16 protein-coding genes and 1 pseudogene are annotated in these 23,115 nt (G+C 72.9%); 4 read left to right on the top strand and 13 right to left on the bottom strand.

Annotation, left to right across the window (positions count from 1 at the left end; translation table 11 throughout):
* Window positions 1-43 precede the first annotated feature (43 nt).
* Complete coding sequence (locus ACIQWR_RS20940) at window positions 44-1,411, bottom strand: cytochrome P450 (protein WP_404011537.1); 1,368 nt, start codon at window positions 1,409-1,411, stop codon at window positions 44-46.
* 187 nt (window positions 1,412-1,598) lie between these two features.
* Here ACIQWR_RS20940 and ACIQWR_RS20945 point away from each other — a divergent pair, with 187 nt between their 5' ends.
* Window positions 1,599-1,886 carry a hypothetical protein gene (locus ACIQWR_RS20945; protein WP_404011539.1) on the top strand — a complete coding sequence of 96 codons (288 nt, stop codon included), beginning with the start codon at window positions 1,599-1,601 and terminating at the stop codon, window positions 1,884-1,886.
* Window positions 1,887-2,012: 126 nt separating this feature from the next.
* On the opposite strand, the gene ACIQWR_RS20950 is transcribed toward ACIQWR_RS20945, so the two are convergent.
* The 4 genes from ACIQWR_RS20950 to ACIQWR_RS20965 form a co-directional block, all read right to left on the bottom strand.
* Window positions 2,013-3,116 carry an RICIN domain-containing protein gene (locus ACIQWR_RS20950; protein ID WP_404011542.1) on the bottom strand — a complete coding sequence of 368 codons (1,104 nt, stop codon included), beginning with the start codon at window positions 3,114-3,116 and terminating at the stop codon, window positions 2,013-2,015.
* Window positions 3,117-3,178: 62 nt separating this feature from the next.
* The gene (locus ACIQWR_RS20955; protein ID WP_404011545.1) at window positions 3,179-8,941 is read right to left on the bottom strand and encodes a PA14 domain-containing protein; all 5,763 of its coding nucleotides are present in this window, start codon (window positions 8,939-8,941) and stop codon (window positions 3,179-3,181) included.
* Between the two features lie 193 nt (window positions 8,942-9,134).
* Entirely contained in the window at window positions 9,135-9,944 is an 810-nt protein-coding gene (locus tag ACIQWR_RS20960; protein ID WP_404011548.1) for a hypothetical protein, read from the bottom strand.
* 142 nt (window positions 9,945-10,086) lie between these two features.
* A complete protein-coding gene (locus ACIQWR_RS20965) occupies window positions 10,087-11,232 on the bottom strand; it encodes an epoxide hydrolase family protein (RefSeq protein ID WP_404011551.1) in 1,146 nt (381 codons plus the stop codon).
* 63 nt (window positions 11,233-11,295) lie between these two features.
* Between ACIQWR_RS20965 and ACIQWR_RS20970 the strand changes: the two genes are divergently transcribed.
* Window positions 11,296-12,264 carry a helix-turn-helix transcriptional regulator gene (locus ACIQWR_RS20970; protein ID WP_404011554.1) on the top strand — a complete coding sequence of 323 codons (969 nt, stop codon included), beginning with the start codon at window positions 11,296-11,298 and terminating at the stop codon, window positions 12,262-12,264.
* Between the two features lie 101 nt (window positions 12,265-12,365).
* Window positions 12,366-12,686, top strand: coding sequence for a hypothetical protein (locus ACIQWR_RS20975; protein ID WP_404011556.1), 321 nt, complete (start codon window positions 12,366-12,368; stop codon window positions 12,684-12,686).
* 171 nt (window positions 12,687-12,857) lie between these two features.
* Here the strand turns inward: ACIQWR_RS20975 and ACIQWR_RS20980 are convergent, their stop codons facing one another.
* The 8 genes from ACIQWR_RS20980 to ACIQWR_RS21015 all read right to left on the bottom strand — a co-directional run bounded on the left by ACIQWR_RS20980 (window position 12,858) and on the right by ACIQWR_RS21015 (window position 20,964).
* Window positions 12,858-14,201 (bottom strand): NADase-type glycan-binding domain-containing protein, encoded by a 1,344-nt coding sequence (locus ACIQWR_RS20980; RefSeq protein ID WP_404011559.1) that lies wholly within the window; start codon window positions 14,199-14,201, stop codon window positions 12,858-12,860.
* Entirely contained in the window at window positions 14,198-14,770 is a 573-nt protein-coding gene (locus ACIQWR_RS20985) for a phage tail protein (protein WP_404011562.1), read from the bottom strand. Before ACIQWR_RS20985 ends, ACIQWR_RS20980 begins: the two co-directional genes overlap by 4 nt.
* A complete protein-coding gene (locus ACIQWR_RS20990; RefSeq protein ID WP_404011564.1) occupies window positions 14,767-16,725 on the bottom strand; it encodes a putative baseplate assembly protein in 1,959 nt (652 codons plus the stop codon). The genes ACIQWR_RS20985 and ACIQWR_RS20990 overlap by 4 nt, the downstream gene beginning before the upstream one ends.
* Window positions 16,725-17,165, bottom strand: coding sequence for a GPW/gp25 family protein (locus ACIQWR_RS20995; RefSeq protein WP_404011567.1), 441 nt, complete (start codon window positions 17,163-17,165; stop codon window positions 16,725-16,727). Before ACIQWR_RS20995 ends, ACIQWR_RS20990 begins: the two co-directional genes overlap by 1 nt.
* A gap of 34 nt (window positions 17,166-17,199) precedes the next feature.
* Window positions 17,200-19,110 (bottom strand): VgrG-related protein, encoded by a 1,911-nt coding sequence (locus tag ACIQWR_RS21000; RefSeq protein ID WP_404011569.1) that lies wholly within the window; start codon window positions 19,108-19,110, stop codon window positions 17,200-17,202.
* Window positions 19,110-19,832, bottom strand: a complete 723-nt coding sequence (locus ACIQWR_RS21005; RefSeq protein ID WP_404011572.1) for a LysM peptidoglycan-binding domain-containing protein — start codon at window positions 19,830-19,832, stop codon at window positions 19,110-19,112. The genes ACIQWR_RS21000 and ACIQWR_RS21005 overlap by 1 nt, the downstream gene beginning before the upstream one ends.
* A 30-nt stretch (window positions 19,833-19,862) precedes the next feature.
* The gene (locus tag ACIQWR_RS21010) at window positions 19,863-20,285 is read right to left on the bottom strand and encodes a phage tail protein (protein WP_404011575.1); all 423 of its coding nucleotides are present in this window, start codon (window positions 20,283-20,285) and stop codon (window positions 19,863-19,865) included.
* A 79-nt stretch (window positions 20,286-20,364) separates the two neighbouring features.
* Window positions 20,365-20,964 carry a hypothetical protein gene (locus ACIQWR_RS21015; RefSeq protein ID WP_404011577.1) on the bottom strand — a complete coding sequence of 200 codons (600 nt, stop codon included), beginning with the start codon at window positions 20,962-20,964 and terminating at the stop codon, window positions 20,365-20,367.
* 1,525 nt (window positions 20,965-22,489) lie between these two features.
* Here ACIQWR_RS21015 and ACIQWR_RS21020 point away from each other — a divergent pair.
* A pseudogene (locus tag ACIQWR_RS21020) lies at window positions 22,490-23,115 on the top strand (hypothetical protein); the annotation flags it as partial.

Raw genomic sequence — 23,115 nt, forward strand, 5'->3', positions numbered from 1 at the left:
AGGCCGACGTCGTTCTCGCCCGGGGGTTCATCGGGCGGGTCGTTCACCCACGGGGAGCGAGCTTCACCCGAACCGGGCCCTCGGCCCGCAGCGTCACCCCGGTCGACATCGGAATGTCGGTGTCGACCGCGGTGAACTCGAACTTCTGCAGCAGCGCGCCCAGGGTCAGGACCGCGTTCAACATCGCCAGGTGCTGGCCCACGCAGGCCCGCGGACCGCCACCGAACGGGAACCACGTGTACCGCCCGCGCTCCGCCTCCCTCTCCGGCAGGAACCGCTCCGGGTCGAAGAGGTCGGGGTCCTCCCAGATGTCGGGACGCCGCTGGATCACGCCCGGGCTGACCAGTACGTCGGAGCCCGCCGGGATGACGTACTCGCCGATCTCCACGTCCACGTCGGGGGAGCGGCCGAAGGACGGCGCCGCCGGGTACAGGCGCAGCGTCTCCTTGATCACCTGGTTCAGGTACGGCAGCTGGGCCATGTCCCCGGCACCCGGGATCCGGCCCTCCAGCACCGCGTCGACCTCCGCGTGCGCACGGGCCTGCGCGTCGGGGTTCAGCGCCAGCATGTGCATGGCGAAGGAGAGGGAGGTCGCCGTGCTCTCGTGGCCCGTCACCAGGAACACCAGCACCTGCTCGCGGATCTCCTGCGCGCTGAGCGGCTCCCCGTTCTCGTCCCGCGCCCGCGCCAGCACGCTCAGCATGTCGTGCCGGTCCGACTCGCCCTCGGCCTCCGCGTCCTGGCGGGCCGCGATGATCTGGTCACACACGTCGTACAGTTCCTGGTGTGCTTTCGCCGCCTTCGTATTGCCGGGCGTCGGTACCTTTCGCGGAATGTTGACGGGCGAGAAGGCCCGCTTCACCGCGTACGCATTGATGATGGGGAAATTGCGCTTGACGCTCCCGAGCGCCGTCTCCAGGTCGCCGCCGGTACCGAACAGCAGCCGGGCTATCACGCGCAGCGTGTAACGGGCCATCTCGTCGGCGGCGTCGACGGTCGCGTCCTCCACCTCGTCCCACCGCCGTGTCAGCTCCTGTGCCTCCGCGGCGATGTCGGTGCAGTAGCTGTCCACCTGGCGCTGGCTGAACAGCGGGTTCAGCAGCCGCCGCTGGCGCATGTGCTCCTCGTCCTGGCTGGTCAGCAGCCCGTTGCCGAAGGAGGCGCGCAGTTCGTCGTAGAACCGGCTGTCCTTGCGGAAGGTGGCCGCCGATTGCGCGAGCACCTGCTGCGCCCCGGCGGGGGAGAACACTCCGTAGAACTGCGCCCGCATTCCCGGCGGGCCGGCGACGAACCGCACCACGTCGCCGTGCTCCCGCTGGGCCTTGAGGTAGGTCCCGAGAGCGTCCCGCTGAAGGTCGAGCATCGACCCGAACAGCGGGTGTCCGGTCGCGGTGGGCGGTTGGATCGCCATGCTGAATTCTCCCCGTTGTAAAGAATTGGTGAAGCGTGAACTATGTGCCGGGCAAGCCTAGTTCCTGTCGCCTCAAGGCCAAGATCGATTTCAGGAAAGATCATTTTGATCTGGCTGGTAAACATCTCCGGCGAGAGGGTGGGGGAGCGGTCCGTCGGCAGTCCGTGGCCTGTGGTGTACTCGGCCGATGGACATGACTTCCCGAGAGGTCCGCATCCCCCTTGACCAGGCCGTGGAGGTCGTTCAGGGCCTGAACGAGTTGGTGGTCTCCCTCGACCGGCTCGTATCGCGCCTGGGCGCGGGGACGGCGGACGAGAGCACCATCGGCACCTTCGTCCTCGACCGGAACGTCCTGCGAATGCTGGCCAGAGCTCGTCAAGTCGTCGACGTGGCGCTCGACGCGGAGCTGAGCGAGGAGGAGAACCTGGAGGTCGACGCCCTGTGCGAGCGGGGCCGGTTCTTCGGCGCCGGGTAGGCGCGGGGCGCGGCCCGTCGCACGGTCGAGGGGCGGACTCCATGAGTCCGCCCCTCATCGCCCGCTACGCTCCGGCCGCCCGGCGAGATCCACCGGTCGGACGGCGGGATCCTGCTGGGGTACGGGTCAGATCCCGGCGCAGTTGGTGAACGTGGGCCTGGTCCGGGCGCTGTAGATGCTCGCGCCGCCGTTGACGTCGTACTTGAGCGGCACGGTGATGGTGTCGTCGGCGGTCCACGGGAAGCCCTGGGCGTCGAAGGTCCAGGTGCCGGTGGCCTTCGTCGCCAGCTCGGACAGCGTGACCCACCCGTACTGGCGCGGGGGCACGCTCACCGTCAGCTTGTTGCCCATCTCCCGCTTGAGGTCCACCGTGGTCTGGCCGTTGACCTCCGCCGCGACGGTGAGGGTGAGTTTGACGAGCTCGACGTTGAACTCGCCGGCCAGGCTTCCGGACAGTTTGAAGCCGATGGAGCTGTTCCACCCGGTGCTGGTGCTCAGCGAGAACTCCCAGGGGATCGTGGTCGAGGTGTCGTTGAACCAGATCGGGGAGACGCACGTCTCCGGCAGGGTGAACGGCGGTGTCTGACTGGTCGTGGACCACGCGCAGGTCGAGGTGTCCTTGTTGCAGCGGCCGGCGGCGTAGTCCACGGCGGTGTTCCACGCCGTCTGGTAGATCGAGGCGGGCAGCGTCCACTGCTGCTGCGAGGTGTTGTCGCAGCGGTAGGTGTACACGAAGTTGTCGGTGTTGGGCGGGATCTGGACGGTCAGGCAGGTGTTGTCGCCGACCTGGCGGATCCGGAACGCCTTCTGCGGGGATCCGGAGATCGGTTGGAGGTACCACTGCTCGGACGCGCGCCCGTCACAGGGCTGTTGCCGCAGTTGGTAGCGGGCGGTGGTGAGGTCCATGCACTTGCCGGTGGTGTTGTTGACGATGGCGAACCCGGAACCGAGGGTGCTGGGCGTGTTGATGCGCCAGTTCGTGGCGGAGCCCGGCGCCCGGTTGACGGAGATGAACGCGTTGTCGTCGTAGTTGGCGTCCTGGACGTCCAGCAGCTTTCCGTTGCTGACGTTGGCGAACGTCAGCTGGACCAGTGCCGTGGCCGACGTACCGCCCTCCTCCCGCGCGGCGGCGGGGGACGTCATGACCCCCACGGCCGCGCACAGCGCCACCGCGACGAGGGTCGCCCTCCTCCACATGGCGCGTCCGTGTCCCGTTGCTCTTCTGGTCACCAGCGTGATCCTTTCGTAGTGCGTGGATCGAGGGAGGACGGCCCGAGCCGAGGCCGCCTGTGTCACTTGTCCGACTTCCAGCCGTTGCACCAGCGGCAGAGCAGCTGGCCGTTGTCAGGGCTTCCGGCACCGCCGTGCGCCTTGGGATCCATGTGGTCGACGTTCCACTCGTCGAGGGAGGGCTTCACCCCGCGCTGTGACTGCTGCGGCTGGACGACTTCCCGACCGCACCACTCGCAGAGGTGGTGTCCGTTGTACTTGTCCTCATTGGCGGCGGCGACGTTCCTCTTACCGGCCTGCGTGAAGTCCTTCCCCGCTCTGCACGCCGCAGCGTTGTGCACCAGGATTCGGCTCTGATCGGCCTGGACGGAGTAGGTGTGGACGGTGCCGACGCTGAGGTTGTAGACGGTCGCGTCGATGACGTCTCCGCGATCATTGACGGCGGCGACTTTCAGCGCCGCGGAGCCGGGCGCGCCACGGACGACGTCGCCGGTTCGGACGTCGCCGGCGTCGACCCAGCCGCGGCCCTCGATCCAGACGGGGTGTCCGGTCGTGGCGGTGATCGTCGCCCGTCGCGGCCCTTCGAAGGCGATGTCGACCAGGTGCTTCGTGCCGCGGCCGGCGATGACGTCCGTGACGGGTTCCGCAGCGGTCCGGCCGGAGGCGGGATCGGTGGCTCGGACCAGATCGCCCTCGCGCACGTCACTGATCGGTTTGACGGTGCCGTCGGCCATCACCACCTGGGTATCGGGGGTGAAGGAGTTGCACGACTTCTCGACCGCCTCGGCGGCCTTTCCGAGCGTCGAGGCCTCCTTGGCCGCGCTCTTGGCGACGGTACTGGCGAGCTTGCCGCCGGGGATCATGCCGAGCGCGTTCATCGCCGCAGCCTGTTTGTTGCCCTGTGCGAGCTGCCCGGCCACGGCCACCCCGGAGGCGACGGTCCCCACGGGCCCGGGTACGAAGGCCACCACTTCGGCCGCGGTGGTCCCGACACGGACCACGGACTTCCACGAGAACGTTCCGGCGAGGTCCAGGCCGTTGACGGGGTCCGCGTCGACGTAGTCGTAGTCGTTCGCCGACCCTCCCGGTACGGGGTCGATCTGGAGGAAGCGGCCGAGGACCGGGAGGTAGACGCGTGCGCCCATCTCGATGGCCTGCTGGCCGGCCAGGTGTTCCACCGGCCGTTCGTGTTGGCCCAGCCAGCCGAAGTCCATGCCTCCGGCGGCGGTGGAGGGGATCGGGATGTCGGTGAAGGCGCCGGTGGTGGGGTCGATGTTCTGGCCGAAGGGGTCGTAGAGGTGGATGTCGCCGGTGCGGGTGGCGGCTCCGTCGGCGGTGAAGAGCACGTCGCCGTGGATGTTGGGGTAGGACCAGTTGGTGGTGGCGCCCTTGTCGTAGTTCTTGGTCAGCAGGACGCCGCCGGGCAGTGCCACGATCCGTTGGAGCAGGGCGCCGTCCTTGTCCAGGATGAGGTCCGCGTCGTCGTGCTTGGAGCTGTAGGAGTAGCGGGTGGTCCCGTTCTTCGACCCGTCGGCGGCGCCGGTGACCGTGCGGGCCGTGAGCCTGTTGGCCGGGTCGCGCGAGTAGGAGATCGCCTTGCCGTCGGCGGTCGTGGTGGCGATGTGCCGCCTGGCAGCGTCGTACCCCAGGGTGTCGCCGCCGAGCTTGACCGTGTCGCCGTGGGAGTCGTACGTGAGGGCCAGCGCGATGCCGCCGCTGGTGGAGGTCAGTCGGTCGGCGCCGTCGTAGCAGTAGCTGGTGGTGACCGGCGCGGCGCCGCCCAGGCTGTCACTCGATGCGGTGCGGTTGGTGTTCGATCCGGCGGCCTTCGCCGTCCCGCAGCCGTTGGCCGGATCGAAGCGGTAGGCGAGCTGGTGGTGCGGGACGGTCGCCGCGACGAGCCGGCCCACCGTGTCGAAGGTGTAGGAGTAGTTCGCGACGGGCTGCCCGTTCAAGGTCACCGCGTCGTCGGTGACACGGTTGTCGCGGGAGCGGGTGACCGTGTCGACCACGGTGGACGAGGCGGTCTTCCAGGTCAACGCCGTCGGCTTGCCAGCGGTGTTGCGCGCGAGTGAGTCGAGGCGGGATCCGTTGCCGTAGACGACGCCGGCCAGTTCGGTGGCGGTGTCGTAGGAGGGGGTGGCGGCGTTGGTTCCGTCCACCTTGACGCTGGTCAGCTGGTTGGCGTCGTTCCAGGCGTAGGCCACGGTGCTGGACACGCCCTTGACCGTGGTCGTGTCCTTGATCAGTCGTCCGACCTGGTCGTAGGTGGCGGTCGAGGTGACGCCGTTGGCGTCGGTGTAGCCGACCTCCTGGCCGAGCAGGTCGATCCTGGCGGTGATCGACCCGTTCGCATCGGTCATCTTGGAGGTCAGCGGGTCACCACCGACGGCGTAGTCGGAGACGACGGTGCGCGCAGGCTTGCCCCCGTAGGCCGGGAAGGTCTTCTTGGCCACCCGTCCGCGCGCGTCGTAGCCGGTGCAGGTCCACGGCTCGTCGTTGACACGCTCGGCTACGACACGGCCCGCCTCGTCATACACCGTCTCGCCGGTGAGCGCTGTCCCGCCGGCCGGTTTGGTCTCGGTGGCGGTTCGGGCCATGCCGCCCTGGTTGGCGGCCGGTGCGTTCGGATCGCACGGGTTGGCCCGCGTCTCGGTGTCGCCGTAGTAGACCGTCGTGGAGTGCTTGTCGGGGTCGGCCAGGTCGCCGCCAGGCTTCGCGGTGGCCAGCCTGCGCAGGTATCCGGCGTCCGGCCGCTCATAAGTGGTGCGTGCGGTCAGTCCCAGTCCGTCGGGGTCGGCGGTGGCGGAGACGGTGAGGCCGTACACGGGGTCGATGCCGGCTGCCGGGTCGGAGTAGGTGGTGGTGGTGCGTTTGGACGGGGCGCGTTCCTGGCTGGTGCCGGAGGTGTCGTCGGTGGTGGAGTTGGTCGCCCAGCCGTAGCGGGGGGCGAGGTTGGCTCCGGGTACGGGTGTGGGTGTGTTGGTGCCGGGTGGGGTCCAGGTGAAGGCGAGGGAGCCGGTGGTGCCGGAGCGGTTGTAGTAGTCGACGCGGAGGCGGTGCCAGCTGCCGGCGGTGGTGTTGGTGTACTTGCCGGTGACGGTGGTGGAGGGTTTGTCGCTCCAGTTGTCGACGGTCAGTACGTCGTCCACCCATAGGCGCACGCCGTCGACCGCGGTGAATCCGAGGCCGTAGTCGCCGGTGGAGGGGAGTCGGATCTCGCCGGTGAACCGTCCGGACCAGCCTGCGGTGTTCGCCACCGGCGGGCTCGCCCCCCACGCGCGGGACAGTGTCCCGTCGGTGGGGCCGATGCCGGTGGCGAAGGCGCCGGGGACGCCCGACAGGTTCGGGTTGTCGTAGAACGCGGCGGTGAGGCCGCTGAGTCCCTCGTCGTAGTCGGTGTGGCTGTGCGGCATCTTCGCGGCGCACGCGGGGGTCGGGGTCTGGCCGGTGAAGCAGGAGGCCGGTGCGGGCCCGTACCGGTCGGTGGGGCGGTCGGCGTGGTCGTAGACCGTGGTGGAGCGTCGGCCGGCGCTGTCGACCGCCGCGGTGGCCTGGTCCTTGGCGTTCCACTCGGCGGAGATGCTCGCGCCGGCGAAGTCGGTGGTGACCAGCGCGCGGCCCGCGTCGTCGTAGGTCACCGTGCGCGAGCGGGTGGAGTCGTAGACCCCGGCCAGGGCCACGGTGGCCTGCTTGCGCTCCAGGTAGTACTGGTAGAAGTGTTCGGCGCGCAGGTTGCCGGAGCGGCCGTCGGGCGCCGGGGCCAGGACCTGGACCGCGCGCAGGGCGGGGGGCTCCTGGGGCTGTTCGATCACCGGGGTGTAGCCGATCACCGTACAAGCGGCCGCGGTGTCACTGGTGTTGGTGCAGCCGTTCTCCTCGGACGGGGCCTGGCGGGCCACCCAGTCGTAGGCCAGGCTGCCGCGAAGGGTCGCCAGCGGTCCGATGCTGTCCAGGGCCTTCTGCTTCTCCTCCTCGTTGTCCCCGGCCTCGTCGTAGCGCTGTTTGGCGGAGGCGCGGCCGACGTAGTCGAAGTCCTGCATGGCCGCGCCGGGGTTCTCGATCCGGGCGAGGGTCCCCATCTGGTACCACAGCCGGGTCTCGCTGCCGTCCCAGTAGCGGATCCGGCACAGCATCTGCGGTGGGGCCTGGTCCGCGCCCGGCGGACGGGACGTGGCGCCGTAACAGCCGTCGCTGCCGTCGGTGTTGTAGAAGAGCTGGTGCGACCGGCCGGAGACCGGGTCCTTGATCCGGGTCAGGCGTGCCGGGTTCCCGCTGTAGACGTACTGCAGGGCGGCGGGCTTCTTGCCGTCCAGTACCGATTCCACCGCCGCGAGGCGGCCGTCGGCGTTGAACACCGACACCGTCTCGCCCTCGGTGACCGTGATCTGACCCTTGCTGTCGAAGGCGAGCACGCCGTCCTCGCCCACCGGCGGCGTGTAGCCGCCCGCGGAGGCCTTGGCCCAGGTGTGCTTGCCGCCGGCGGAGTCGGTCAGCACCACCGATCCGTCCAGCATCTCGGCGCGGCTGTAGCCGCTGGACTGCGCCGACAGCGTCCAACCCGCCGGAAAAGACTGCGAGTCCGAGGAGAGCAACCACTCGGTCGGCACGATCCGCGGTTGCAGGTTGTCGGTGCGCTGGTCGTCGGCGCCGGTGCTGCTCTTCGCCCACAGCACCATGCGGGGGCGCTGGTCGGAGTGGTGGTAGAGCTCGACACGGATCGGCACCAGCTGGCCGGCCTTGAGGGCGACGTCCTGGTCCTGGCGCGGGCCGGGCAGCAGGAAGTCGTCGCCGGGATCGGCGGGGCCGGGGTTGTCGTAGACGAGCTTGTCGCCCACCCAGACCCGCGCACCGTCGGTGTGCGCGCCCGCGAACCGGAAGTCACCGGTGACCGCGGCCTTGAACTGACCCTCCCAGCGCACGACGAACCAATTCTTGTCCAGCGCCGGCGGCATCGGATTGTCCCGCCACGGCTGGTTGTCCGGGTTGCCGGTCCACGGGATGCCCCAGTCCAGGTTGACCTGCGGCTCGCCGCGCACCATCACGGGGGTGGCGTCCGGGGTGCCCGTGTGCCGCGAGTCGTTGAAGTAGGAGGCGCGCACTCCGTGCGGGGCGCCCTCCCGCGAGTTGTAGGCCAGGCTGACCCCGGCGGACCCGCCGACGGTCTGGAACGCCGGCCCGGCGGCCTCGACGTGCGCGTTGCCGTTGAACAGGTTGACCGTCACCGGCCCCAGGTGGTCGGTCGGCGCGGGTCCCGGATCGCCCACGCGCTGGTTGACCGTGAAGTGGCCGACCCACAAGGGCGGCGTCGCCGTCGTCGCGCCGGCCACGGCGGTGGCCGCCGTCCAGGTGTAGCGGCCGCCGTCGTGCAGCACGTGCTTGGGGACCGTCCACTGCGGCTGGTCGAGGCATCCGGAGTCCACCACGCTGCCCGAGCGGCCGTCGAACCCGGTGGAGATCTTGAAGCAGTACAGGAAGCCGTCACCGACCGCGTCCACCTGCAACGTCGGGGTCTCGGTGCCCACCACCGCGCCATCGACCGGGGCGACCGGACGGGTCTGTGGTGCGGAGTCGGCGTCGGCGCCGTGCACCGCCCTGCGCGCGTCGAAGCGGGCGTGCTCGCCCACAGCCAAGGGTCCGAAGTCGGCCTTCGGCTGCTTCGGCTCGGCCCGCGGTGCCTGCTCGCCGGGTGATCGGACCGACAGGAGCGGTAGGTTCCGCGGCACCTTCTTGGACGCCGAAGTCGACGCCGCCGAAGCGGAGGGCGTGCTCCCGGCCTGCGCCAGTGACACCACCACAGCCATCGTCAGTGCGAAGACGATCATGCGTATCCACGACCGCGCGGATAATCGCGCTCTCCCGCTACCTCCAGGCACCAAGACCCCTCCAACCCGTCGATGTCCACCGGAACGCGATGGCCCGTCCCCCCCCCCCACGACCGTGGGGGCCGGTTCCGGGCCGCGGGAAACCTAGCGGCCGGGCAGCGGGCTTGGATTGGATAAATCTGACCTGCTCACGTCAAGCTGTTCCGGCCGGCTTCTTCTTGACCTGGTCAGTGAAGTCGACGGTGTCGGCGGCCGGCGGAGCCTCGACGGTCCGGCTGCCCCCGAAGCTCAGGAAGTCGATGCTGAGGTCGGTGCCGCCGACGGACTGGCTCAGGCGGGACGGGGTCCCCTTGTCGTCGAGCCACACGTCCGTGACGAGGTCGCCCGTCATGCCCATGCCGGTGTACGCCTCGCCGGCCGCGCCCATCCGGTCCGTGGGGACCGTCGCCCGGTAGTGGGTCGTCTTCTTGCCGCGGAGGGTCTCCGTGTCGACCTTGGACGCGCCCTTCGCGTAGATGAGCGTCTTGAGGCCGGCCATCGGGTCGGCGTCGCCGGACTTCATGGCGGAGGCGCCCGCCTCGCCGAGGATCGCCGAGGCGTCGATCCGCACCCAGGTCTTGCCCTTGAAGGGGCCCTCCGGGACGGGGTCGATGTTGTAGTAGTACACGGCGTCGACCAATCGGACCGTGACGGTCCCGTCCGCGACGAACTTCTCCATCTTCACGTCCGCGGCCGGCATCTCGTTCTGCATCGAGATGCCCCTGCCGTTGCCCCACGAGTAGAGCCCGGTCGTCCTGACGGTCCTGCCGCCCGTCTTCGGGCCCGAGACGGTCGTGGTGATGTCCGCCGAGCCGGGCTTGGAGGCCTGTTGGGAGGCCTCGGCCAGCGCCGCGGCCACGGCGGCGCTCGCGGCCTTGTCGGTCACGTCCGTGCCGCACCCGGTCGTGCCTGCGGCCATCAGGCCCACCGTGATGATGGCCGCGGCGATCGTGCGTGTCTTCATTCCCACCCCTGGGTCGTGTCCGTACCGAACGGCGCCCCCGCGCCGCCCCGCGTGCGGGGACCGACCGTCCGGTCCCCGCACGGAGGATCTCACGTGTCCATGACATCGCCCCAAGGGGTTTCGCCGCCCCGGCGGGTCCCGGTCAGCCGGCGAGCGTACCGAAGAAGGCGCGCACGTCGGCGACGAAGGCCTCGGGCTGCTCCAGCGCGAGGAAGTTGCCGCCCCGCTCCAGCTCGGTCCAGTGGGTGATGTGGTGGTCCCGCTCGGCGAAGCGTCGGATGGCGACGTCGGTGGGGAGGGCGACGGCGACACCGGTCGGTACGGTGCCGCGCGGCTTCGGCGCCCACGCGCCCGCATCGTGGCCCGCCTCGTAGTACAGGTTCGCCGAGGAGCCGGCCGTGCCGCTGAACCAGTAGACGCTGATGTTCGTCAGCAGGCGGTCGCGCCCCACGGCGTCCTCGGGGAGTTCGGTGGCGGGGTCCGTCCACTCCTTGAACTTCTCCGCGATCCAAGCGAGTTGGCCCACGGGGGAGTCGTGCAGGCCGTAGGCGAGGGTCTGCGGGCGGGTGGACTGGATCGCGTTGAAGCCCATCTTGTCCTGCTGGAAGTCCTCCAGCCGGGCGAGGCGTTCCTGCTCGGATGCGGTGAGCCCCTCGAATTCGGCGGGGTCCCCGGAGGGGAAGGTGATCAGGCCGTTGACGTGGATGCCGACGATCCGATCGGGCGCCCGGCGGCCCATCTCGGCGGCGGTCCAGGCACCACCACCGGTTCCTTGGACGCCGTACGAGCCGTAGCCGAGCCGGTCCATCAGCTCGACGAACGCGCCCGCGATGCGCCCGGTGTTCCACCCGGCCTCGCCGAGCGGACCGGAGAATCCGGTGCCGGGCGTCGAGGTCACGATCACGTGGAAGTGCTCCGCCAGCGGACGGATCACCTCGACGAACTGCACGAACGAGCAGGGCCAGTCGTGCAGCAGGAGCAGCGGGACGGCCGCCGGGTTCTGCGAGCGGACGTGCAGGAAGTGCACGTTCTGGCCGTCGATCTCGGTGGTGAACTGGGGGAACCCGTTGAGCTCCGCCTCCGCCCCGCGCCAGTCGAAACCGTCGGCCCAGTAGGCGGCCAGCGACTTGAGGTAGTCCGTGGGCACCCCCCGGCTCCAGCCGGTGCCGGGGATCTCACTGCCCCAGCGGGTACGGCCCAGCCGGTCGCGCAGGTCGTCGAGGTCGTCCTGCGCGATGTCGATGCGGTAGGGGCGGATCCGGGCATCGGTGCTGCTGCTGATCTCCATGAGTCACACAGTATTCTCGATATAGGCACGATTCGTTCCTAATGACACCACAGGCTGGGCCACATGCTCGATACCTCCGCACGCTTGCTGCGCCTGCTCTCCCTGCTCCAGACCCCGCGTGCCTGGCCGGGATCCGAACTGGCCGAGCGCCTGGGGGTCAGCGGCCGCACCGTCCGCAACGACATCGACCGACTGCGCGAGCTCGGCTATCCCGTGGACGCCACGCGCGGGTCCGCCGGTGGCTACCGGCTCGGTGCCGGGGCCGCGATGCCCCCGCTGCTCCTCGACGACGAGGAGGCCGTGGCGGTGACGATCGCGCTGCGCACCGCCGCGCAGGGCGCCGTCCCCGGCACCGAGGAGAACGCGCTGCGGGCGCTGGTCAAGCTGGAGCAGGTGCTGCCCTCGCGGCTGCGCCGACGGGTGCGCGCCCTCCAGGCCTACACCGTGGCCGTGCCCGCGGACCGTCCGGCGCCCGAGGTCTCCGCGGAGGTGCTGACCACCCTGGTGTCCGCCTGCCGCGACCGGGAACGACTGCGCTTCGAGTACCTGGACCACGCCGGCTCCGCCACCCGCCGCACGGTGGAGCCGTACCGGGCGGTGAACTGGGGACGGCGCTGGTACCTGGTGGCATGGGACGTCGAGCGCGCGGACTGGCGCACCTTCAGGATCGACCGGATCCGGCCCCGCACCCCGACCGGACCGCGCTTCGCCCCGCGCGAGCTCCCCGGCGGCGACGTCGCCTCGTACGTCTCCCAACGGGTGTCGAGCGCGGCCTGGCGCCACCACGCGCGCGTGAGCGTCCACGCGCCGGCGACGGCGGTGATCGAGCGGATCAACCCCGCGGTCGGCACCGTCGAGGCCGTCGACGCCGACACCTGCGTCCTGACCACCGGCGCCGACACGCTCCAGGGCCTCGCCGTCCACCTGGGCATGCTCGGCTTCGACTTCGAGGTCACCGAACCGGCCGAACTGGTCGCCCAGCTGCGTCACCTCGCGACCCGCTACGCCCGCTCCACCCCGCCGACCGCCTGAGCGGAGCCCGGCACCCGACCGAACGCGCGCCCGCGCAACCCACCCCGCCCGGCCGGCGTCTCACCCCACGACCGACTGTTGCGACCAACCCGGGAGAACACGTGGCGAAGAAGGACCGTACGCCGGAAGCGGCGGCCGAGAAGGACCGCGAGAAGTGGATGGCGCGGTTCCAGGTGCGGCTGGCGGTACAACCGGGCGTGGACCGGGCGGTCGTGCTCCAGGCGGTCAAGGAGGTCACGACCCACTGCGCGGACACGGGGGAGGACCCCCGGACCGCCTTCGGCGACCCGGACTCCCACGCCGTGCGGGTCGCGACCCGGCTGGTGCCGGCGGACCGGGCGGCGCGCGCGAGGCGGCACGACGCGGCGGTGGACAGGATCGGTTCCGCGCTGAAGAGGGCGAGGGACGCCACCGGTCTCTGACCGGTCCCGGCATCGCGGGGCGCGGCACCGAGGAAGCGCAAGGACCGGGGCGAGCCCCCTCCACAAGGACCGGGGCGAGCCCCCTCCACAAGGACCGGGATCAGGGCGGCGCCTCCCGCTGACGCCCGCGCGGACGTGTCGGCGCGGGCGTCAGCGGAGGTCGGCGAGGCGTCAGCGGTTGGCGTTCGACGGCCCGAAGAACTCGATCTCCGCGAGGGCGGCCTGCTTGTCGGCGGCGGCGGCGTACGACGACTCGATGGTGAAGCGCACCTTGGTGACCTCGCCGACGCGGAACGCCCGCCGCTGGCCACCCGCCCCCTGATCCAGGGTCAGCCGGCGCGTGGTGACCTTGCCGTCCTTCCCGGTGACGGTCGCCGTGACGCGGTGCGGCAGGGCGGACTCGCCGATCTTGTCGGCCCGCCCGGAGACGCCCGGGGTGATGATCACGTCGAGCAGCCGGGTCGGCTCGCCGAAGGTGGCCTCGATCCATTCGCCCTGCCCGGACTGCGAGACGCCGGGCCCCCACCAGGTGTTGCTGCGCTTGTCGAAGGCCAGCTCCGGCGGGTGGTCGGGGTACGAGCGGGAGGCCGTGACCCGGTCCGGGGCGACCGGGGCCCGCTTGGCGAAGTGGTCCCGGGCGGCGTCGATGCCGCCGGGCAGGTAGGCGAAGCCGAGGACGGCCAGGGCGACGACGACGGCGAGGGCGATCCAGGTGCCCACGCGGCCGAAGACGCGGCGCAACCGGGGCCGTTCGCCCGCCCAGGGAACCGCGCGGCCCCGCCCGCCGAAGAGCCGGCGCCACCAAGGCGCCCGTACGGACGCGGCGGCCCCGGCCGACTCGGCCAGGGGCATCGCACAACGCACGCAGTAGTGGCGGTCGGGAGGATTGGGCGTGGCGCACCACCGGCACGGCGGGCCGCCCGCGCTGCCGGGCTGCGGCCCCGGGGCCCGTACGGCGGGCCGGTCCGCCTCCGGCCGGCCGGGGAGCACGGGCGCGGCGGCCGCCGCAGGGGGTCGGGGACCCTCGGGGTCCGCCACGGGCACGAGCAGGGAGCGCGCCCGGTCGGACATGGTGTCGCCGAGCGCGTGCGGGGCCGGGGCGGCCGGCACGGGCCGGGTGGGCGCGGTCTCCTCCGGCCCCGGGGCACCGGGCCGTGCCGGAGCGGGCCCGGTGGGCTCGGCGGGCCCGGAGTCCGCGGCCCCGTCCGGCCACGCCGCGTCGGCCGAGCTCCGCTCCCGCGCCGGGCTTCCCGGGGGCGACGGCCGTTCGATCGGCTCCGGCCCGTGCGGGTCCGGCGCCGGCCCCCGCGCGGCGCCGGCGCCCGGCGTCGGGGCAGGACCGGCGGCGGCGCGCACCGCCGGATGCGCACGGGCGGCGTCCGGGGCGGCGGGCTGCGCGGCGGGCTGTGCGGCGCGGGCGCCCTGGTTCCAACCGAGCACGGCGCCGCACGCGTCGCAGAAGGACTGGCCCGGTTCCGCGCGCGTTCCGCACTCGGCGCAGTTCTGCGTGGTCATGTCTCCAAGTTCCTTTCTACGGCGGTCACCTCGACCGCGTAGGGCATGTGGGCGGGGCGGGCCGCGGCGACGAGGGAGTCCAGGCGGTGCACGTCGGCCGGAGTCGGCTCGGGCAGCCGGAGCCTGACGTGCAGCCGCGGGCGCGGGGCGCCGGGGAAGGCGCCGAGGGGACGGGCGTCCCAATCGGCCCCGCCGCTCTCGGTGATCTCGGGCTCCGCGCCGAACGCGAGGCGGACCGCTTCCGCCAGGCCGCGGCGGGTGCCGCGGATCCGGTGCAGCGCGACGGCGGCCGCGACGGCGGCCCGCAGCCGCGGCTCGGGCTCGCCGCCGTCGGTCTCGGCGCCCACCCAGGTGCCGAGCCACCGGGCGAAGTCGGCCGGGGTCAGCGCCGGGTCGAAGTAGCTGTCCAGGCAGTCCAGCACGTTCAGGACGGGCGCGAGGACCTCGTCGAGTCCGGCGACGAACCGCTGGGCCAGGTCGTCGTCGGCGAAGACGGCCGGGAGCATCGTGCCCAGGGGCAGCGAGGAGCCGAGGCCGTCGACGGACCCCCGGTAGGGAGCCGCCGTCATCCGCCGTCCCCGATCACCCGGACGCGGTGGTCGAAGGAGAAGACCAGCGAGGGCCGCTCCAGGTCGATCCGGTCGGTCGGATCGCCGCGCTTGCCGGTGAGGGGGTCCGCGGGGTGCAGGACGACCTCGTCGACGAGCTCCACCCCCGGGACCCGCTGCAGGACCGCGAACACCTCGCCGGTCTGGACCGGCCGCCCGAAGGGCCAGCCCCGACCGTCCGCGCCGCCGGTCAGCGGATCGAGGTGGCGGTAGAGCGCGTCGTGCGCCCGGCGGCGCACCCGGTCCGTGTCGACCCCGCGGAAGGCGTGCACCGTGGCGACGACGGTGACGCCCTGGTAGTACGGCGGTCCGACGGCCAGCCGGGTGCCGATGAGCCGGCGCTCGTCCAGGTGGCGCGTGATCCGGTCGAGCAGCGCGTCGCCCGGCACGAGCTGCTCGAAACGCAACCGCCCGCCCGGATCGGGAACGGCCTGCGGGACGACGAGGACGCGGACCGCGTAGGCGCCGTGCTGTCCCTCCTCCCCCTCCAGACAGGTGATGCGGGCGGTTTCGGGCGCGGCGCGGCGGGCGAGCTCCTCGTAGTCGCGCAGGGTCACGGCGCGGTCCTGGGCGCGGAGCGTGATCGGCGCCCGCAGCTTGGCCTCCTCGACCGTTTCGCCGTCGACGCCGCCGCGCGCCGCCTCGCGGTTGACGACCTCGGCGACGTACGGGACGGAGGTGCGCAGGACCTGTACGGCGCCGCGCGCCACGTTGCCGCCGCGGCCGCCCCCGGTCCGGTAGCGGTGGGCGCGGACGACGGCGCCCTTGGGGGCTACGGCCCCGAACTGGCGCAGGGTCCCGTCCGGTTCGCGGACGGCCGGGCCGAAGGCGATCTCGCCGGTGGCGGCGTCCAGGGTGACGTGCCGGTCGCCGGGCCGGGAAGCGGCGAAGTGCGGGACCACCTGCCAGTCCCGCCAACCGTCGTCCCCGGCGGTCTGCAGCAGCAGGGGCGGGTCGTCGGCCACGACCGGCGCGCGGGAGAGCCGCAGCCTCTGGCCGGGCAGCCCGGTCGCCTCGCCGAGCGCCTCGTCGTGGACTGCTTCGGCGTGCACGGCGCGGGTGGTGCCGCCGATGGTGAAGGCCTCCACGGAGCGGATGCTCGGCGAGGAGGTGTAGAAGGGCTGGCCGGCCAGTGCGGGGGTGGCCCGGCAGCGGATCCAACCGGCCTCGTGCCCGCCGCTGCGCGACAGCACGTGCCCGCCGGGCAGGTGCAGGACGACGTCGCCGGGCCGGTTGAGACCGCCGGTGCCGTCCCGGTCCACCTCGCACTCCTGCCAGCCGTCCTCGGTCCAGGCCTCCCACAGCAGGGGCGGCTGGCGGGGATCGACGCCGACGCCGTCGACGCGGCTGTCGAGCTCCAGCGCGAGCGCGCAGTGCGGAGCGGCCGCGGTCAGACCGATGAGCATGCAGTCGCCCGGTACCGGGGCCTCGGCGAAGCACCGCACGTCCTTGCCCTCCAGCAGGTCCGTGGTGCGGTCCACGACGGGCTGACCCTGGTGCTGCACCACCACGTGCGACAGCGCGCACGGGACGACCGCGAGGTCGCGCTCGGTGGCGAAGACGACGGCCTCCTCCCGCTCGGTGCGCAGCGTGGCGACCTCGGCACCGGCCGGGACCAGGACCACGTCCTCCTGCGGCGCGGACAGCCAGAAGGTGACGTCCGTACGGGCCGCGGACGGCGGGAACAGGGTGATGCCGACCAGGTCCAGGAAGGCGAGGTGGTTCTTCTCCGGGACGCGGTTGAGCCGGTAGACGATCTGGTCCGCCATGTGCGCGACCGTCTCCACGAGCGTGATGCCGGGGTCGGAGACGTTGTGGTCGGTCCACTCGGGGGCGCGCTGCTGGATGTAGCGCTTGGCGTCGTCGACGAACTGCTGGAAGCGCCGGTCGTCGAGGTTGGGGGAGGGCAGGGACATCAGAGGTCGCTTTCGGAGGAGCCCGAAGCGTCCGGCGCGTCGGGCTCGTCGTGGGAAGGGATGACGTAGAAGGGGAAGACGAGGCTGCGCGGGTTGTTCGTCCCGCGGATCGAGTACCGGACGTCGATGAACAGGACGCTCCGGTCGTCGCCGGCGGAGACCTCCACCTCGTGGACCTCGATCCGGGGCTCCCAGCGGTCCAGGCTCACGTGCACCTCGTGCTGGATGCGGCCGGCGGTCTGCTCGTTGACCGGGGCGAAGACGAGGTCGTGGATGGCGCACCCGAACTCCGGGCGCATCGGCCGCTCGCCCGGGGCGGTGGCCAGCACGAGCCGGATGGCCTCCTCGACCTCGCGCTCGCCACTGACCAGCGTGATGCCCCCGGTGGGCCCGATGCGCATCGGGAACGCCCAGCCGGAGCCGATGAACTGTTCGGCCATCAGGAGGCCACCTGCCTTCCGGTCGTCCTTCTGGTCATCCGAAGGGGTACTTGATCTGGTTGACGTAGACGACCCCCATGAGGTCGACCTTCAGGGCGCGGATGCCGACGTTGGCGATGCTGGTGACCTGGACCGTGCCGCCGGAGGTGATCATGGTGGAGCCGATGGACTTGAGGCTGAGCAGCCCCATCGCGTCGACGTTGACGGCGCCGGCGGACTTGAGGGTGACGAGGCCGCCGCCCTGGATGTCCAGCGGGCCGCCGCTCTTGAGGGTGAGCCGGCGCCGGGCGCTGAGCGTCAGATCGGTCCCGGCCTCGACGGACACCGAGCGGCCGCCCTTGATGGTCACCGACCCCGCGCTGTCGACGGTGATCTCCGTCTCGGTGCGGTCGAGGTTGATGGTCAACCGGTCGTCACCGGTGGCGATGCGGACACCCTGGCGCCGCCGCCCCGTCCGCTGGCTGAGCAGGTCGACGCGGTTGGCCTGCCGGTCGGACAGGGTGTGCCGGGCGGCCTTCCGCTTCAGGCCGTCGTGGAGGGGCACGTCGTCGACCCGGGTCGGCAGGTCCCGGCCGTTGTAGAGACCGCCGATCACGAACGGGTGGTCCAGCGCGCCCCGGTCGAAGGCGACCAGCACCTCGTCACCGACGTCCATGGGGAAGACACCGCCGCCGCCCACGCCCCCGAGCTGCACGCCGCGGGCCCAGTCGCTCACGTACGTGTCGTCCAGCCACGGGAACTGCAGCTTGACCCGCCCCCGCTTCAGCGGGTCCTGCACGTCGGTGACGATCGCGTTCGCGACGCCGGGCAGCCGGGAGGCGCTCGACGCGTCCGCGGCGCCCCCGCCCGACGCCAGTCCGTACAGCGACCGCCACTGGCGCCCGCTCACGGTGATCCACGACTCGTAGTGCTTGCCGTCGCCGAAGACGTGCCGCACGGAGGTGACGGTGTACTTGCCCTCGAAGGGCCGGCCCACGTCGCCGAGGGCCACGGGCACGCCCGGCCGCAGCCGGGGATCGCCGTGCACCGAGACCTCCAACTCGGCGAACGACGACGTGACGTCGGAGGCCAGGGCCTTGGCGGCGCCCCGGACCTCGTCCTGCCGGTCGTACGGCGTGGCGGTCTCGACGAGCCGCGCAGACGCGAACTTCGCGGCCGTCCGCCCCGGGGTGAGGCCGATGGAGATGCCCGGATCGGTGCTGGCCGGGGCCGTCTCGACGATCTTCTTCTTCGTGGTGACGTTCCAGCCGCGCGCCTCGACCTCGGCGACCTGGTCGGCGGCGGTGACCGCCGCCCGCAGCCGGAGGATGTCGTGCCCGGCCCGCAGCACGAAGGGGCTCGTGTCGGCGTCGGCCCGCGGGGACGGCGCACCGGCCGACGGCATCGGCGTCACGAACCGGAACCGCCCCGTGGAGTCCAGGGACATCACCATGTCGTTCTCGTCGGCGAGCCGGGAGAGGAAGTCCCAGTCGGTGACGTTGGACTGGCTGATGAAGGAGTAGGTGCCCCTCGTCGACTGGATCCGGCCGATCGGCACCCCGTCCAGGGCGGCGAGCTTGCGGGCGATGTCGGACGCCTTCTGGTTGCGGTAGGCGGCGACGCGGCGCTGGCGCATCATCCGGTGCCCGAGGTCGTAACCGCGGATCACGGTGAAGCTCCCGGTGCCGTCGTAGTCGGCCTCCAAGGCGGTGACCTCGCCGGTCAACAGGGGTTTGCCACCGCCCTGGCCGTCGGCGATCGGGGTGAGCACCACCTTCGTGCCGAAGGTGACGTTCAACTTGCCGAGGACCAGACGGTACGGGTCGCGGAAGGTCAGCCGGAAGGCGGCCGGCACCCCGACACCCTGGTCGACCCAGCCCTCGACGAGCAGCGGGGCGATGTCGTCCGGGAGCTTCGCGCCGCCGATCCGCACCTGCATGATGCTGGAGAACGCGGGCTGCACCATCAGCGGGAGACCTCCTCGGGCGCGGGAAGCACCAGTTGGGTGCCCGGCGTCAACCGGGACGGGTCGTCGATGCCGTTGACGTCGGCGATCGCCCGCCACACGGTGGCCGTGCCGTACTCCCGCCACGCCAAGGACTGCAGCGAATCCCCGGCCACGACCCGGTGCACGCGTTGGGCGGAGAGCGCGCCGGACGTCGGGTTCTGGCCCTTGGTCTTCCCCGGGATCTCCACCAGGTGGACCTGGCAGGTGGCGCGGATGGGCACGCCCGTGGTGCCGAAGAGGCTGTACGAGGCCTCGACGGAGCTCACGTACGCCACGAACCGGGCCGTGGAGAACGACCCCCACTCGAACACGACCCACGGGGGCGACGGCTGGTCGCCGGCGATGCTCTTCGCCGTCACCTCGCAGCAGCCCAGCAGGGACTCCACCTTCCGCAGCACCGTGTTGCCGGTCGGCGCGGTCGAGGAGTCCAAAAAGATCTCCAGGGTCATCTCGCGCGGCTCGGCGCCCATGAACTCCGGCTTGGAGCCGTCGCGCACGGCCATCGTCGGCGTCGCCTTCCACTGCGCGCGCTGACTCAGCGACAGTTGCGCCGGATTGAACTCGAAGCCGAACGTCCGCATCAGCGCCCCGGGCGTCGTGCTCGTCCCGACCGGGGGTTCGTGGATCGCCAGCGATGCGCGCACCAGGCTCTTGCCGGCGCCCCTGCTGTTCCTGGCCATGGTGTGCCTCCTTTCCGTTCCGCCGCGCCGTCAGTCCGTGAACCCGTGGTGGGCGATCTCCAGGACCTCCGTGGCCACGGCGGCGCTCGCGGGGTCGAGGGTGGGGCCCTGCCAGCGCACCGGCAGGACGTCGATGAGTCCCCAGCGGGCCACCAACGACCCGTCGGCCCGCAGCGCCGCGATCTGTGCGGTGGGCCGCTTGATGCCGGTCTGGACCGAGGAGATCCACTTGGCGACCTTCGCGGTGTCCGGGGTCAGCGGTCGGGTGAGCCGGATCGTCGAGAAGGTGACCCGGGTGGGCAGCTGCCACACGAAGCCGTTGTTGCCGCCCTCCTGCCGGAGCTCGACCTCGACCTGCGACGACAGGCCGTCGCACCCGTTGAAGTAGCCGAGGCTCTCGCCGTCGATGGTGAGGGTGAACCAGATGGTGGACCCGGGGTCCTGGCGGGACATCGGCGGTGGGCCTTCCTGTCGTTCTGGAGGTGTCTGGTCCGTGGGGCGCGGCCCGGTCCGTCAGGCGCGCTCCGGTCCGTCAGGCGCGCGGATCGCGGAGCCTGCCGATCCGTTCCCGGTCCATGCGCAGTTCGGTACGGACGAGGCGGGTGACCCGGTCGATGATCCGGTGGACCAGTTCGTCCAGCTGGAACTCGGTCAGGTCGCGCGGATCGAAGGCGCCCGCCGGCACCGCGGCGTACGCGGGCGGCGGTTCCTCCGGGGAGAGCGCCGCCCCGGCAGCCGGGTGCCCGCCGGACGCGAGCGGTCGGTACGGCGGCGGGGGCTCGTACGGAGGCGGGGGTTCCTGCGGCGGCGGCCGTTGCGGGGACGGCCGGATGTGCCCCAGCGTCGAAGCCACCGCGGCCGACGCGGCGGCCGCGAGCGCCCCGACCGACCGGCCGGAGCCGGTGCCGAAGGGGAGGCGCTGGACCGGGGATCCGCCGGGCGCCGGTAGCGGGCCCCAGGCCGGGGCCGGGGCCGTCAGCGGCGCCACGGGGAGCGCCCCGCGCGCCGCGGCCCCCGCTCCGGGCCCGGAGGCCAGCCGCAGGGGAACCCCGTGCCCGGGGAGGGCGCCGGGTGCGACGACCGGAGGCGGCGCTTCCGGCGGTACGTGCGGTACGTGTGGCACGTGTGGCACGCGCGCTGTCTGTGGTGCGGTCGGGGCCCCGGCCCGCTGGACCGGCAGGGGAGCGGCAGCGCCGGCGCCGGCCGGAACCGTACGGACGGGCGCGCCCACGAGGGGGGCGCCCAGCGCGGGCCGGCGCCGGGCATCGGACGCACTGCCGGATCCCGGGTTCCGCGCCGGGGGAGCGAGGGGCGCGCCGAGCCCCGTGCGTACGGGCCCCCCGCGGCCGGGGTCGGGGGCAACGGCCCCCGGCTTCGGTCCCGGGCGGCCGGGAGCCGACGGGGCCGGGGCCGGTAACGGGAGCGCCGCGGTGCGCTGGACGGTCGGGGCGCCGGGTCCGGCGGCCGGGCCACCGTGTCCGGTGAGCTGGTCGGCTCGCGGGGGTGCGGGAGGGGAGCCGGCGGGTGGGGTCGCGGTCCGCTGGAGGGGCGGGGCGTGGTGAGCGGGTGCCGGCCGGTCAGGGCGGATGGCGGGGGGTGACGTGGGTGTGCCGGGGCCGGCGGCCGGGACGCTTGGCCCGGCGGGCCGGTTGGCGTGCGGGGTCGAGGTCCGCTGGACGGGCATGGTGCCGGAAGCGGTCGTCTGCGGGGGAGCGGTGTGCCCAGCCGCGTGGCCGGTGGCCGGGCCACCGCCTTCGGTGGGCCGGTCGGCGCGCGGGGGCGCGGGGGCGGACCCGGCGGGCGGGGTGGCGGGAGACGCCGGACGGGGCAGCGCCGAAGCGGGTGCCTCCGGGGCAGGACGCCCGTCGGGCATGGGGACGGGGGATCCGACCGCCCGTTGGACGGTGGGCCGTGCGGCGGCAGGGCGCTCGCCGACCGGCACGATCCGCACGGGTTCGTTCACCGATCGCCGAACGGCCCCATCCCCGGCGGGGGGTGGGGAGGCCGGCGCGGGGTCCGCCGCCGGCGCGGGGCCCCGGACGCCGGTGTGCGGCGGCTCCCGCCGGGGCGGCGCCGGCTGCGCGGCGCTCGCTGCCCCGGACACCGACGGCCCTCGCGCGCCCGGGAATCCGGGGACCTCCGTGCGCGGTGCGGAACCCTCGGGCCGGCGCACCGCGCTGCGCTGCACCGGCGCACCGAGCCCCGAGCGCCGGGCAGCCGGAGTCGTGCGCTCCGCGCTCGTCGGCCGTGGCGGGGCACCCCGTACCGGACCGTCCTGCACCGCAGGGGCGATCTGCGGCGCGGACGTGACGACGGGGCCGCCCGGGGACGGAGCGTCCCCGCCAGCGCGACCGGCCACCCCGTCGGGACGGGGGGCCGCGCCCCGCTGCGCCGGTGGCACGCTGCCCTGGGCGGTGACGGCGCCCGCGACCGGGCCGCCCCGGGCAACACCACCCGACGCTGCCCCCGGGCCGGCTGCCGCCGGGGTGGCCGGGGTGGCCGGGGTCTGCGAGGTCATCGGGGTCCGTGGCGTCACCGGAATCGCCTGGGGCGCGGGGGCCGCTGAAGTCACCCCAATCGCAGGGGCCATCGGGGCCGCTGAGGTCATCGGAATCGACGGCTGCGCGGGGGCCTCCGGGGCCGCTGAGGTCACCACAATGGCCGAGGTCGCCGAGGTCGCCGAGGTCGCCGAGGTCGCCGAGGTCGCCGAGGCCGCCGAGGTCGCTGAGGTCGCGAGGGGCATCGGGGCCGCGAGGTCGGCCGGGCCGGACGCCGCCGTGGCCGCCCGGGTCCCCGCCGGCAGCGGCGCGGGCCGGTGCGCGGCCAGCGTCCGCTGGACGGCCGCGTGGACGGGAGGCGCCTTCGACAGGAGCTGCCGGGTCCGGGGCGGAGCCGGCGGTACGGGGGTCACCCGGATCCCCCGGGAGGCCGCCGGCTCCGGTGTGGACACCGTCCCGGGGGCCGGCTCCGGCGCGTGGCCTGCCGGGGCTGCGGTCACCGCTGGGCCGGTCGCCACCCCACGGGCCCCTTCCCGCACGGGAGTCGGGGCGCGGTCGGCCGCGGCCACGGTCACGGCCGGGCCGGTCACCGGCCCAGGGACCTGCTCCCGCACCGGGGCCGGTGCGCGGCCCGCAGGTGTCACGGTCGCAGCGTTGGTGGTCACCGCCGCAGGGGCCGGCTCCCGTACCGGGGCCGGTGCGCGGCCCGCAGGTGTCACGGTCGCAGCGTTGGTGGTCACCGCCGCAGGGGCCGGCTCCCGTACCGGGGCCGGTGCGCGGCCTGC

This window comes from Streptomyces sp. NPDC098789 (genome assembly GCF_044759975.1).
GTDB lineage: Bacteria > Actinomycetota > Actinomycetes > Streptomycetales > Streptomycetaceae > Streptomyces.

Excerpts from the sequence above, each read along its gene's own strand:
- ACIQWR_RS20940 (WP_404011537.1), bottom strand. The coding sequence starts at position 1,411 with ATGGCGATCCAACCGCCCACCGCGACCGGACACCCGCTGTTCGGGTCG.
- ACIQWR_RS20945 (WP_404011539.1), top strand. The coding sequence starts at position 1,599 with ATGGACATGACTTCCCGAGAGGTCCGCATCCCCCTTGACCAGGCCGTG.
- ACIQWR_RS20955 (WP_404011545.1), bottom strand. The coding sequence starts at position 8,941 with ATGATCGTCTTCGCACTGACGATGGCTGTGGTGGTGTCACTGGCGCAG.
- ACIQWR_RS20960 (WP_404011548.1), bottom strand. The coding sequence starts at position 9,944 with ATGAAGACACGCACGATCGCCGCGGCCATCATCACGGTGGGCCTGATG.
- ACIQWR_RS20965 (WP_404011551.1), bottom strand. The coding sequence starts at position 11,232 with ATGGAGATCAGCAGCAGCACCGATGCCCGGATCCGCCCCTACCGCATC.
- ACIQWR_RS20970 (WP_404011554.1), top strand. The coding sequence starts at position 11,296 with ATGCTCGATACCTCCGCACGCTTGCTGCGCCTGCTCTCCCTGCTCCAG.
- ACIQWR_RS20980 (WP_404011559.1), bottom strand. The coding sequence starts at position 14,201 with ATGACCACGCAGAACTGCGCCGAGTGCGGAACGCGCGCGGAACCGGGC.
- ACIQWR_RS20985 (WP_404011562.1), bottom strand. The coding sequence starts at position 14,770 with ATGACGGCGGCTCCCTACCGGGGGTCCGTCGACGGCCTCGGCTCCTCG.
- ACIQWR_RS20990 (WP_404011564.1), bottom strand. The coding sequence starts at position 16,725 with ATGTCCCTGCCCTCCCCCAACCTCGACGACCGGCGCTTCCAGCAGTTC.
- ACIQWR_RS20995 (WP_404011567.1), bottom strand. The coding sequence starts at position 17,165 with ATGGCCGAACAGTTCATCGGCTCCGGCTGGGCGTTCCCGATGCGCATC.
- ACIQWR_RS21000 (WP_404011569.1), bottom strand. The coding sequence starts at position 19,110 with ATGGTGCAGCCCGCGTTCTCCAGCATCATGCAGGTGCGGATCGGCGGC.
- ACIQWR_RS21005 (WP_404011572.1), bottom strand. The coding sequence starts at position 19,832 with ATGGCCAGGAACAGCAGGGGCGCCGGCAAGAGCCTGGTGCGCGCATCG.
- ACIQWR_RS21010 (WP_404011575.1), bottom strand. The coding sequence starts at position 20,285 with ATGTCCCGCCAGGACCCCGGGTCCACCATCTGGTTCACCCTCACCATC.